An 11,160-nucleotide genomic window follows, 5' to 3' on the forward strand; every position below is an offset into this window, starting at 1 on the left:
CCGGCCCGCGGGCAGGCTCAGACCCGCCCCACGCTGGTTTCGAACTGCTCGGGCGGCATCGGCTTGCCCAGCAGGAAGCCCTGCAGCGAATCGCAGCCCAGGCCGGCCAGGAAGGACTGCTGCTCGGCGGTCTCGACGCCCTCGGCCGCCACCTTGAGCTTGAGCTTCTGGCCAAGCGCGACGATGGCGGACACCACCGCTGCGTCCTCGGTGTCGCCCTGCAGCTGGCGGACGAAGCCGCGGCCGATCTTCAGTTCGGTGGCCGGCAGGCGCTTCAGGTACAGCAGGCTGGAATAGCCGCTGCCGAAGTCGTCGATGGAGATACGCACGCCCAGATCGACCAGCCGGCGCAGCAGCGCCAGCGTGGTCTCGGCGTCGCGCATGGCGGTGGACTCGGTGATCTCCAGGATCAGGCTGCGCGGCGGCAGCGCGTGGCGTTCCAGCGCCTGGCGCACCAGCTCGTACAGGCCCTCGTGCACGAACTGCGCGGTGGACAGGTTGACCGACATGGTCCAGCCGTGGTGACCGGCCTCGTGCCATTCGTGCAATTGGCGGCAGGCCTCGTCCAGCACCCACTCGCCGATGGACACGATCAGCCGCGAGCGCTCCGCCAAAGGGATGAAGCGGTCGGGCGGGATCAGGCCCTTCTCGGGATGCAGCCAGCGGATCAGCGCCTCGGCGCCCATGATCTCGCCGTCGGGCCGGAACTTGGGCTGGTAGTGCAGCACCAGTTGCTTGCGCGCCCGCGCCTGGCGCAGGTCCTGCAGCATGCGCAGCTGTTCCTGCGCGTTGCTGTTCATGGAGGGCTCGAAATAGCTGAAGCGCGCCCGGCCCATGCGCTTGGCGTGGTACATGGCCGCGTCCGCGTTGCGCATCAGCGTGCGCGGGCTGTCGCCGTTGGCGGGATACAGCGCGATGCCGGCGCTGGCCGAGACCGCGACACGATGCCCCACCACGGTGACGGGCCGCGACAGCACCTTGATCAGGCGCGCGGCCACGGAGGCGGCATCGTTGGGCTCGGTCACTTCGCTGAGCACCACGAACTCGTCGCCGCCCAGCCTGGCCGCGGTGTCCGCGCCGCGCAACTGGCGCCGGATGCGCCCGGCCAGCTCGACCAGCAGGGCGTCGCCGGTGTGGTGCCCGTAGGCATCGTTGACCGCCTTGAAACCGTCCAGGTCGAGGAACAGCAGCGCGAAGGTACCGTTGCCGCGGCGCGCGGTCTCGATGGCCTGCTTCACCTGCTGCTCGAGCAGGATGCGGTTGGGCAGCTTGGTCAGGTTGTCGTGCAGGGCCAGCCGCAGCAGTTCCTCGTTGGCGCCGGCCAGCGAGCGGGCCAGCACCGCGGTGCGCGACTCGAGCCGCGCGTCCAGCACCGCCACCACCAGCGCCATCGCCACGATGCAGGTCGTGACCACCGCCACGGCCGCCGCCAGCCACTGCGCCGACAGGCCGTTCTCGGCCGCCAGGCAGACGCTGCCGGCCGGGAACATGGCCGCGCTCATGCCCATGTAGTGCATGCCGCACACCGCGGCCGCCATGACGGACGCGGCCGCCAGCCGGTAGCGCAGCTTCTGCCGCGCCTGGCGGCGCACCCAGTGCGCCATCCACAGCGCCAGCGCGGAACAGCCGACCGAGATGGCGGCCGCCGCCGCCAGGCGGGATGGCAGGTAGGCGATGCCGGGAGACATGCGCATGGCGGCCATGCCCATGAAGTGCATGCCCAGCACCGCGCCGCCCATCAACAGCGCGCCCAGCGCCAGCATGCCGCCGGACAACTTCGCGCGACAGGCGATGCGCAGGGCCAGCGCGGCGCCGGCCACGGCGATCAGCAGCGAGACCGCGGTGTGGGTGACGTCGTAACCGATGGGGATGGGCAGGCTGAACGCCAGCATCCCGATGAAATGCATGGACCAGATGCCCAGGCCGAGCACGAACCCGCTGCCCGCGAGCCAATAGCGGCCGGCGGCGCCCTGCGCGCTGTCGATACGGCTTGCGAGCTCAAAGGAAGTCAAGGCGGCAAAGACCGCGACCAGAATGGACACGGCCACCGTTGCCAAGTCGTAGCTGCCGTTCAACATCGTTCCGACATCCCGCCTGTACCCGGCTCGCTGAACCGGTTCTGGGTCGTCAATCTGCAGACAGCATGCGTTGAGGCGATGGCATCCGTGTGCAGTCGGTCCCCGGGCGGATTGGGTCCCGGGCGCTTTTGCCTTGGCTCCGTCGTGGTAGCCATATGTAAAAAAAACGGAACAATTGTAGCCGGGGTTGCGCCCAATGGGGAACCGTTACCATCGGCAGGTATATATTCTGGGAATCCTGCCACTTCCGGACTGCCATGCTTCAAGGTTCCTGCCTCTGCGGCCGCGTCGCGTACACGGTGAACGGCCCCCTCACCGATGCCCTGAACTGCCACTGCGGCATGTGCCGCAAGACCCATGGGGCAGCCTTCCGGTCCCGCGCCACGGTGCAGGCCCAGGATTTCGCCTGGACCCGCGGCGAGAACCAGATCACCTGGTACGCCTCGTCGCCGGGCAACTACCGCGGGTTCTGCAGCGCGTGCGGCACGCCCCTGCTCAGCCGCTTCGACCAGATGCCCGAGGTGTATGGCCTGCCCCTGGGCGCGCTGGACGACGACCCCGGCATCAAGCCCGAGCGCCACGTGCACGTCGGCAGCAAGGCCCCCTGGCACGACATTACCGACGGCCTGCCCCGGCACCCCGAGGGCCAGGACACCGGATACTAGCAAAAACCCTTGTAATCAGTTATAGTTATTTTCTGCCCGAGTAACGTCCGCTATTGAAATGGCGGATGCACATAGCGAAGCTTTCTGTCTCTTGCATGTCCGCCGCCGGCGCTGCCCGGCTCCGTTCAACAAGAAAAACCCACGCTTCTTCCGGCGGGGCGCCTTGCATAGGCAACCGTCGCGACCAAGCCGCGCCTCTGGCGCACACTGCCCTAGCGGCCAGCGTACCCGTCCCTCCCCTTTCCAGGGCCATGACCCGTACCCGAGCCGGTTCGCCACGCCCCTGCGCGTCCGCGGCCGGCCGACCGCCTGGGCATCAGGCGTACCGCCGCGCTCGCGCGGCACCCGCGAATCACAAACAAGGAGTCATCATGGCGAAAGAAGAACTGATCGAACTGGACGGCATCGTCGACGAAGTGCTGCCCGACAGCCGCTACCGCGTCAAGCTGGACAACGGTATCGAAGTGGGCGCCTATGCCTCCGGCCGCATCCGCAAGCACCGCATCCGCATCCTGGCGGGCGACCGCGTCACCCTCGAGATGTCGCCCTACGACCTGACCAAGGGCCGCATCAACTTCCGTCACAAGGACGAGCGCGGTCCCGCGCCCGCCGGCCGTCCCCAGTACCGCCGCTGATCGCGTGAAGGCGGGGTAAAATCCGCGCGGCCGCCGCGGGCATCCCGCGCGGTGTCGGCCCCGCCTTTCCAGATCGGCTCATGTCAGAAAACAGCGACGCATTGCGCCAGGCGGCGGACCGCCTGCATAAGGCCCGCCGCGCATTCGAGCGCGGCGAGAGAGGCCTGCTCATGCTGCGCCGCTCCCGAACGGCTTTCATCCACAGCCTGCGCAATACCGGCCTGACCTACGCGCAGGCCCTGGTCAAGTACGACAACTGCATCGACGAGCAGCAGCGCATCCACCAATACGAAAAACACCAGCTGCAGCACGCGGAACGCCAGTATCAAACGGTGGTCGAGCAGGCGCGCAAGGCCGGCGCCGCCTGATTCGGGCAGGCGCCGCGGTGCGTCAGGGCTTGAACGCCCCGATGAAGATGGCCGGGTCGACGCGCACGTTGTTCAGGCTGACATTCCAGTGAAGATGCGGGCCGGTGGCCCGTCCGGTGGCGCCCACCTTGCCCACCGGGGCGCCGCGCGCCAGCTCGTCGCCCACCTTCACGTCGATCGCCGACAGATGGCAGAACATGCTGATCATGCCCTGGCCATGGTCGACGAACACCGTCTTGCCGTTGAAGAAATAATCCCCCACCAGCACCACGCGCCCCGCGGCCGGCGCGGAGACCGGCGTGCCCGCGGGCACCGCGAAGTCCAGGCCCGAATGCGGATTGCGCGGCTCGCCGTTGAAGAACCGGCGCAGCCCGAACGGGCTGGACAGGCGGCCGCCCGCCACCGGGCGGTCCAGCACCACGTTGCTGGGCGTGACGTCGGCGCGATAGACGGCGTAGGCCGAAGTCTGTTCCTTCAGCTCGCGCTCGATGCGCCGCAGGTCTTCCGGATCGGGCGACACCTGGCGCTTGTTCTTCAGCGTGATGTGCTGCGCCACGTATTCCTTGCTGCCCACGGCGAACGGCACGTCGCGTGCGCCGGCGGCGTCGCGCACCTGCAGCACCGCCTGGCCCGGCGCGGCATCCAGCGGAATGCCGACGATGGCGATCCATTGCCTGCCGTCCTCGCGCACTACCAGCACGCGGTGGCCGCCGAAACTGGCCTGCGGCGCCTGCGCGCCCTCGCCCAGCGCGATCACGGCCACGCCGCCCGGCACCGGAGCATTGAGCTTGCGGCCGATGTAGCCCTGGGCCTGCGCCGTGGCGGCCGCCGCCAGCGCCGCCAGCCCCAGCGCCGCAGCCCGCAGGCCGCGCAGCCACGCGCCGCGCGGCTTCATTGCGCGCGTCACATGCACAGGTTGGCCGCCTCGATCATGGACTGGCCGCGCGACGGCAGCCGGGTCGACATCTTGATGTCCGTCTTGCCGCGGTACGTGATCACCGACAGCACGCCTTCCACGCTGATGCTGCTGCTGCCCGACACCCGGAAGCCGTCCTGGATGGGCGCGGTCTGCACCTCGAAGCCCTGGCCCTTCCAGGCCTCGGCGACGCATTCGCTGTAGTCCTTCGCGCTGCGCTGGGACGTGCCGAAGAACGAGGGATCGAGGCTGCTGACGGAATCTACGCTGGCGCAGCCGGCGGCGGCCAGGCCCAGCGCCAGCATGGCGGCGATACGGATTTTCATGGGTATGGGAAGTCTCTGGAAAAAGTGCGGACCACTATAGCGCACGGCGCGGCGCGCCCCGCGCGGATCGCCGCCGCGCCTACGCGGCGGGCGGACGCTGCGCGGACTTGGGGCGGAACGCGCGCACCACCTCGGGCCGGGTCTCGGCATACGGCCCGCCGATGAGGTCGATGCAATAGGGCACCGCCGCGAAGATGCCCGGCACCAGCACTTCCCCCTCGGCGCCGCGCAGGCCTTCCAGCGTTTCGCGGATGGCCTTGGGCTGGCCCGGCAGGTTGATGATCAGCGCGGCATGGTCGGGCGTCTCGCGGATCACCGCCACCTGGCGCGACAGGATCGCCGTGGGGACGAAGCGCAGGCTGATCTGGCGCATCTGCTCGCCGAAGCCCGGCATCTCGCGCGTGGCCACCGCCAGCGTGGCCTCCGGCGTGACGTCGCGCCGCGCAGGGCCGGTACCGCCCGTGGTCAACACCAGGTCGCACCCGCACACGTCCACCAATTCGGCCAGCGCCGCGGAGATGCCGGCGGCGTCGTCCGGGATCAGGCGCTCGACGCCCTGCCACGGCGAGGCCAGCGCGCCGTCCAGCCATTCGCGCAGGGCCGGCAGTCCCTGGTCCTGGTAGACGCCGGTGGAAGCGCGATCGGAGATCGAGACCAGGCCGACGAGCAATTCGTCGGGATGGCGGCGGAATAGGCGGCAGGCGTCGGTCATGGCGGCGAGAGAGGGATCGAGGAAGGCACGTCGTGCCTGGTCGGTATGCGCGGCATCGGACCCCTCGGATGCTACAGCATGATGACAACACGTTCGCGCTATCTGACTGTCCGGTGTCATTCAGCTTTCATCTTTGCCTCTCATCATTTCGTCAGTTTTTGTTTCGCGATCCGCCCTCGCGCGCCCCGGTTTGTCTTTTCTTCACCTTCTTTGATGTTCACCACCGGTCGCCCGCGCACGCTGGCGACGTCTTTTTTTGATAACTCCACAACAGCCATCGGACCAGACAATGACCGACCAGACCCAACTCTCTCGCCGCCGCGCCCTCAAGTTCCTGTCGGGCGCGCCCCTGCTGCCCCTGGGCGCCGCCATGGGCTCCTCCGTGCTGCTGGCCGCCTGTGGTGGCAGCGACGACGATGACGACGACACGTCGACGGGTCCGGGCACGGACCCCGGCACCCCTGCGCCCGGCGCCAAGTTCAAGTCGGCCAAGTTCGTGAAGATGGAAGCCCCGTCGCTGGCCAAGCCCGCCGACATGGCCACCACGCTGGTCAACTCGGCCATGGAAGTGACCTACGACGACGGCACCACCGTCACGTACAAGCTGGGCTACCAGACCTTCTTCAACACCGGCGACATGGTGCCGGACGGCAACGGCGGCACGATCCTGGCCGGCGGCTACTACGACATCAACAACAACCCCATCATCGACCGCTCGGGCACGACGCAGCGCCAGTTCTTCTCCGACTCGCCGGACGGCACGTCGCTGCTGAAGCTGGACAATCCCACGGTGCCGGGCGTCAGCGGCAACACCGTCTTCGCGGTGGTGCAGTTCGAATACACGACGGCCAACCTGGCCGGCGCCAGCACCTACGGCCAGCTGCCCGCGCCGTACGCCGTGCTGACCCTGGACCAGAACCCCGACACCGGCGCCCTGACGCTGGTCAAGTACCACAACGTCGACACCTCGTCGGTCAACGGCATCTGGATCCCCTGCGGCGCCAGCCTGTCGCCCTGGAACACCCACCTGTCCAGCGAAGAGTACGAACCCGACGCCTCGCTGGCCACCGACGCCCAGCTGCAGGCCTTCGGCAACAACCTTTACGCCAACTCGGGCGCCCGCGCCAACCCGTACCTGTACGGCCACATGCCCGAAGTCACCGTCCATCCCGACGGTACGGGCTCGGTCGTCAAGCACTACGGCATGGGCCGCATCTCGCACGAACTGGTGCAGGTCATGCCCGACCAGCGCACCGTGCTGATGGGCGACGACGCCACCAACGGCGGCCTGTTCATGTACGTGGCCGACAAGGCTGCCGACCTGTCGGCCGGCTCGCTGTACGTGGCCAAGTTCACGCAAGGCACGGGCGCGGACGCCGCCAAGGGCGCCGGCGCCGGCACGCTGAAGTGGGTCCTGCTGGGCCATGCCACCAGCGAAGAAGTGCGCGGCATGGCGTCCAGCCTGCGTTTCGCCGACATCATGGACCGTTCGGCCACCGATCCGGGCGACACCACCTACACCCGCATCAACTACTCGGGCAAGGTGGAATGGATCCGCGTCAAACCGGGCATGACCAAGGCGGCGGCGTTCCTGGAAACGCACCGCTACGCCTCGCTGGCCGGCGGCAGCATGTGGCTGAGCAAGAACGAAGGCACCACGGTCAACGCCAAGGACAAGATCCTGTACTCGGCCCTGGCCAACATCAACAGCTCGATGGTCGCCGGCAACGCCGCCAACCCGGCGGGCAGCCCGGCCGTGTCGCTGCTGAACGCCGGCGGCATCATGGCCAGCAAGATGGGCGGCGGCCAGGTCAATACCGACGGCGGCGCGATCAACAGCGAATGGGTGCCGCACACCTACTCGACGCTGCTGTACGGCAAGGACATCCCGGCCGACGCGCTGGGCAACACCTGCGATCCCGAACTGCCCGCCAGCCCGGACAACCTGAAGTTCTCGGAAAAGCTGCGCACCCTGTTCATCGGCGAAGACAGCGGCAACCACGTCAACAACTTCCTGTGGGCGTACAACGTCGACACGAAGGAACTGTCGCGCCTGCTGTCGACGCCCGCCGGTGCCGAATCGACGGGCCTGCACGCCGTGGACGAGCTCAACGGCTGGACGTACATCATGAGCAATTTCCAGCACCCGGGTGACTGGGGCGGCATCCACAACGTGGTCAAGGGCACTCTCGATCCGCTGATCAACGCCAACTACCGTGACGGCTACAGCGCCTCGGTGGGCTACGTCACCGGCCTGACGATGCGCGAGAAGAAGTAAATCAAGACCAGGCCGTCCCCGGAGGACGGCCCCGCCTTCGGGCCCTGGCGCGAACCGCCGCGCATCGACCTGCCTCCCCTCCTCCAGGTCGATGCGCGACGTGTTCGCGCTTTCTCATGCGCGCGGTTTGCGCGTGGGCATCCCGGGCCGGCCTGACCGCCGCACCGCGTGCCCGCCTCAGGGCCGGGCAGACCGCCTCGAACGCTACGCGGCGCCGAACGCCGCGCGGCGCGGATCGAAGGGCAGCTCGCGCGCCATCTGCTCGTACAGCGCGCGGGCGCGCTCGCTGTCCGCGGGCGGCAATGCCACGTCCAGCACCAGGTAGAGATCGCCCGCCGGCTGCCCCGGCAGGCCGCGGCCCTTCAGGCGCAGCTTGCGGCCGCCGCTCGATCCCGGCGGCACCGACACCTCGACCGTGCCGCCCGGCGTGGGCGCCTGCACCGTCGCGCCCAGCGCGGCCTCCCAGGGAGCCACGGGCAAGGTCATGTACAGGTCGCGGCCTTCGGCTCGGTACAGGCGATGCGGCCGGAAGCGGACCTCCAGCAGCAGGTCGCCATTGCCCGCGCCGCCCATGCCGGGCAGGCCCTGCCCGGCCAGGCGGATCTGCTGGCCTTCGCGCACGCCCGCCGGTATGCGCACGCTGAGCGTACGCGTGCGGATGTTCGGACGGCCCTGCGCGTCGGTTTCCATGGCGCGCAGGCTGACCTCGCGCGTGGCGCCATGCAGGGCGTCTTCCAGGTCGACCTCGATGACGGCATGGTGATCCTCGCCGCGCGCACGGAACGCAGCGCCGCCCCCGGCCTGCCCGGCGCCGAACAGCGACGAGAAGAAATCGCTGAACCCGTTCGCGCCCGGTTCGGCGCCATGAAACGCGAAGCCGCGGTCCCAGCCGGGCGGCGGCTGGCCGCCGCTGCCGCCGGCGGCCACGCCGTCCAGCAACTGGTCGTAGGCAGCGCGCTTTTCGGCGTCGCCCAGCACTTCGTTGGCTTCGTTGACGTCGCGCATGCGCGCGTCGGCGTCGGGCTCCTTGCTGACGTCGGGGTGATACTTGCGGGCAAGCTTGCGGTAGGCACGCCGGATGTCTTCGCTGGAAGCCGCGCGCGCCACGCCGAGGATGCCGTAGTAGTCCTTGAACTCCATGAACGGCTCTCTACAGAAAGTGTGAGGGACGCCCGCCGGCAACGGGCGCGGCGGCATCCCGGGGATGCTGTCCAGATGGGGACGGGCGTGCGCTTTTCAACCGCGCCGGCCAAGCGGCGGCCGGACCGCTCTTCTATACTGCTGGCGCAACGCCTTTCCCGGCCGTACCGGGAACGGGTACCGCCGGACCGCCCCGAAGGCGGGCGCCCAAGCGAAGCAGGGCTCCCATCCATCGCAGACCGCACGCCACCATGCCGGACATCATCGACGTCGATTTCGCCAACCCCAGCCATGCGCGCGACCTGATCGCGCTGCTGGACGAGTACGCCCGTGGCGACATGGGCAGCGGCGAGGCCCTGCCCGACCACGCGCGCCGCGACCTGCCCGCGGCGCTGGCCGCGCGGCCCTGGGCGCACGCGCTGCTGGCCTACGTCGACGGCCAGCCGGCCGGGCTGGCCATCTACATCGAAGGCTTCTCCACCTTCGCCTGTCGTCCGCTGGTGAACCTGCACGACTTCATGGTGTCGGCGCGCTTTCGCCGGCAGGGGGTCGCCCAAAAGTTGCTGGATGCGCTCGACGCTGCCGCGCGCCGGCTGGGCTGCTGCAAGGTCACGCTGGAAGTGCTCGAGGGCAATGCCGCCGCCCAGGCGCTGTACCGCAAGCAGGGCTACGAGGCCTACCAGCTGCAGGAGGCCAACGGCCGCGCCGTCTTCTGGCAGAAGAAGCTGGACCACTGAGCCGCCACGCCATGCCCGAGTGCCGCGACATCCGCTCGCGGCCCGATCGACCCGCAGCCCACCCCCCAGGAGTCCCCCCATGCAGATGCAGGACATTCCGTTCGGCACCACCGACTGGTCCGACGTCCCCGTCACGGAACACCCCGGCGAGACCGGCAAGGCCTACTGGCGCACCCGTCAGTTCGGCCCGATCCGCGTGCGCAGGGTCGACTACACGCCGGGTTATCTGGCCGACCACTGGTGCACCAAGGGCCACATCCTGTTCTGCCTCGAAGGCGAACTGCACACCGAGCTGGAGGACGGCCGCGTCTTCGTGCTGCGGCCGGGCATGAGCTACCAGGTGGCCGACGGCGCCGAACCGCATCGATCCAGCACCAGCGTCGGCGCCCGCCTGTTCATCGTCGACTAGAACCTTCCGGTCCGCCACGGCCCCGCCCGCCACGTCTCGTTCCCACGACATCGCGCCGGGCCGCCGGCCGCGCCTGCCGGCAATTGCTGGTACCCTTGCCGGGCATGGCGGCCCTTTCCGCCAGCCCCAGCACTGCCGGAGACTCTTCGTGGTTGCCCCCCTCACCCTCTACGTCGACGCCGCTTTTCTCAGCCCCTACGCCATGTCGGCGTTCGTGGCGCTGACCGAAAAAGGCCTGCCCATGCAGTTGCGCCCGGTCGACCTGGATTGCGGTGAACAGCGCATGCGGCCGTATCTGGCGCGCTCGCTGACCGGCCGCGTGCCCGCCCTGACGCACGAGGACTTCCACCTGGCCGAATCCTGTGCCATCGCGCAGTATCTTGAAGAGGCCTTCCCGGCTCCCCAGTACCCCGCCCTGTATCCGTCCGACCTGCGCGGCCGCGCCCAGGCTCGCCAGATGCAGGCCTGGCTGCGGTCCGACCTGCAGGCGCTGCGCGCCGACCGCCCGACCGAAGTGGTGTTCGAAACGCCGGCTACCGCCCCGCTGAGCGATGCCGGGCAGGCGGCGGCGGCCAAGCTGGTGCGGGTGGCGCAGGCGCTGCTGGCGCACGGCGGCCCGAACCTGTTCGGCGAATGGAGCATCGCCGACGTCGACCTGGCGCTGATGCTGCAGCGCCTGGCCCGCAACGGCGACGAACTGCCCGCCGAGTTGCGCGGCTATGCCACGGCCCAATGGCAGCGCCCATCGGTGCAGTTGTGGGTGCGGCACCACGCCGCCGCCCGCGGCTGAGCCTGCGCCGCGGCGGCCCGGCCGTCGTGCTTCAGGACGTTTGCCGGCGTCTATAATCCGTCAAACAATCGTAAGACAACAACGGAATTACCACGGCGTTCCTCTT

General features: G+C 69.0%; 12 protein-coding genes. 7 read left to right on the plus strand and 5 right to left on the minus strand.

Translation table 11 applies throughout. The features are described 5' to 3' along the window. Nucleotides 1-17: 17 nt before the first annotated feature. Nucleotides 18-2,078: a putative bifunctional diguanylate cyclase/phosphodiesterase gene (locus FS845_RS18410; protein WP_144637964.1), complete on the minus strand. Its 2,061-nt coding sequence runs from the start codon at nt 2,076-2,078 to the stop codon at nt 18-20. Between the two features lie 257 nt (nt 2,079-2,335). Between FS845_RS18410 and FS845_RS18415 the strand changes: the two genes are divergently transcribed. The 3 genes from FS845_RS18415 to FS845_RS18425 all read left to right on the plus strand — a co-directional run bounded on the left by FS845_RS18415 (nt 2,336) and on the right by FS845_RS18425 (nt 3,746). Next, the gene (locus tag FS845_RS18415; RefSeq protein ID WP_144637966.1) at nt 2,336-2,743 is read left to right on the plus strand and encodes a GFA family protein; all 408 of its coding nucleotides are present in this window, start codon (nt 2,336-2,338) and stop codon (nt 2,741-2,743) included. Nucleotides 2,744-3,114: 371 nt separating this feature from the next. Next, on the plus strand, nt 3,115-3,378 hold the full coding sequence (infA, locus tag FS845_RS18420; protein WP_144637968.1) for a translation initiation factor IF-1: 264 nt from the start codon (nt 3,115-3,117) through the stop codon (nt 3,376-3,378). Between the two features lie 80 nt (nt 3,379-3,458). Then, a complete protein-coding gene (locus FS845_RS18425; RefSeq protein WP_144637970.1) occupies nt 3,459-3,746 on the plus strand; it encodes a hypothetical protein in 288 nt (95 codons plus the stop codon). A 22-nt stretch (nt 3,747-3,768) separates the two neighbouring features. Here FS845_RS18425 and FS845_RS18430 read toward each other — a convergent pair whose 3' ends face one another. The 3 genes from FS845_RS18430 to mog all read right to left on the minus strand — a co-directional run bounded on the left by FS845_RS18430 (nt 3,769) and on the right by mog (nt 5,700). Further along, entirely contained in the window at nt 3,769-4,641 is an 873-nt protein-coding gene (locus FS845_RS18430) for a peptidoglycan DD-metalloendopeptidase family protein (protein WP_144637972.1), read from the minus strand. 8 nt (nt 4,642-4,649) lie between these two features. After that, on the minus strand, nt 4,650-4,988 hold the full coding sequence (locus tag FS845_RS18435) for a hypothetical protein (RefSeq protein WP_144637974.1): 339 nt from the start codon (nt 4,986-4,988) through the stop codon (nt 4,650-4,652). 79 nt (nt 4,989-5,067) lie between these two features. Continuing rightward, the gene (gene mog, locus FS845_RS18440) at nt 5,068-5,700 is read right to left on the minus strand and encodes a molybdopterin adenylyltransferase (protein ID WP_144637976.1); all 633 of its coding nucleotides are present in this window, start codon (nt 5,698-5,700) and stop codon (nt 5,068-5,070) included. Between the two features lie 289 nt (nt 5,701-5,989). On the opposite strand from mog, the gene FS845_RS18445 reads away from it, so the two are divergent. Next, a complete protein-coding gene (locus FS845_RS18445; protein WP_144637978.1) occupies nt 5,990-7,978 on the plus strand; it encodes a PhoX family protein in 1,989 nt (662 codons plus the stop codon). 204 nt (nt 7,979-8,182) lie between these two features. Here FS845_RS18445 and FS845_RS18450 read toward each other — a convergent pair whose 3' ends face one another. Continuing rightward, nucleotides 8,183-9,118: a DnaJ C-terminal domain-containing protein gene (locus FS845_RS18450; protein ID WP_144637980.1), complete on the minus strand. Its 936-nt coding sequence runs from the start codon at nt 9,116-9,118 to the stop codon at nt 8,183-8,185. A gap of 251 nt (nt 9,119-9,369) precedes the next feature. Between FS845_RS18450 and FS845_RS18455 the strand changes: the two genes are divergently transcribed. The 3 genes from FS845_RS18455 (at nt 9,370) to yfcF (ending at nt 11,054) form a co-directional block, all read left to right on the plus strand. After that, a complete protein-coding gene (locus FS845_RS18455; protein ID WP_144637982.1) occupies nt 9,370-9,855 on the plus strand; it encodes a GNAT family N-acetyltransferase in 486 nt (161 codons plus the stop codon). A 79-nt stretch (nt 9,856-9,934) separates the two neighbouring features. Continuing rightward, the gene (locus FS845_RS18460; RefSeq protein ID WP_144637984.1) at nt 9,935-10,264 is read left to right on the plus strand and encodes a DHCW motif cupin fold protein; all 330 of its coding nucleotides are present in this window, start codon (nt 9,935-9,937) and stop codon (nt 10,262-10,264) included. A gap of 148 nt (nt 10,265-10,412) precedes the next feature. Then, on the plus strand, nt 10,413-11,054 hold the full coding sequence (yfcF, locus tag FS845_RS18465) for a glutathione transferase (protein ID WP_144637986.1): 642 nt from the start codon (nt 10,413-10,415) through the stop codon (nt 11,052-11,054). Nucleotides 11,055-11,160 lie beyond the last annotated feature (106 nt).

Source organism: Bordetella genomosp. 13, from assembly GCF_007679965.1.
In the GTDB taxonomy this organism is placed as follows: domain Bacteria; phylum Pseudomonadota; class Gammaproteobacteria; order Burkholderiales; family Burkholderiaceae_B; genus Bordetella.

What these genes read in the sequence shown, in the direction of transcription:
- FS845_RS18410 (WP_144637964.1), bottom strand. Translation starts at nt 2,078, where the DNA reads ATGTTGAACGGCAGCTACGACTTGGCAACGGTGGCCGTGTCCATTCTG.
- FS845_RS18415 (WP_144637966.1), top strand. Translation starts at nt 2,336, where the DNA reads ATGCTTCAAGGTTCCTGCCTCTGCGGCCGCGTCGCGTACACGGTGAAC.
- infA (WP_144637968.1), top strand. Translation starts at nt 3,115, where the DNA reads ATGGCGAAAGAAGAACTGATCGAACTGGACGGCATCGTCGACGAAGTG.
- FS845_RS18425 (WP_144637970.1), top strand. Translation starts at nt 3,459, where the DNA reads ATGTCAGAAAACAGCGACGCATTGCGCCAGGCGGCGGACCGCCTGCAT.
- FS845_RS18430 (WP_144637972.1), bottom strand. Translation starts at nt 4,641, where the DNA reads ATGAAGCCGCGCGGCGCGTGGCTGCGCGGCCTGCGGGCTGCGGCGCTG.
- FS845_RS18435 (WP_144637974.1), bottom strand. Translation starts at nt 4,988, where the DNA reads ATGAAAATCCGTATCGCCGCCATGCTGGCGCTGGGCCTGGCCGCCGCC.
- mog (WP_144637976.1), bottom strand. Translation starts at nt 5,700, where the DNA reads ATGACCGACGCCTGCCGCCTATTCCGCCGCCATCCCGACGAATTGCTC.
- FS845_RS18445 (WP_144637978.1), top strand. Translation starts at nt 5,990, where the DNA reads ATGACCGACCAGACCCAACTCTCTCGCCGCCGCGCCCTCAAGTTCCTG.
- FS845_RS18450 (WP_144637980.1), bottom strand. Translation starts at nt 9,118, where the DNA reads ATGGAGTTCAAGGACTACTACGGCATCCTCGGCGTGGCGCGCGCGGCT.
- FS845_RS18455 (WP_144637982.1), top strand. Translation starts at nt 9,370, where the DNA reads ATGCCGGACATCATCGACGTCGATTTCGCCAACCCCAGCCATGCGCGC.
- FS845_RS18460 (WP_144637984.1), top strand. Translation starts at nt 9,935, where the DNA reads ATGCAGATGCAGGACATTCCGTTCGGCACCACCGACTGGTCCGACGTC.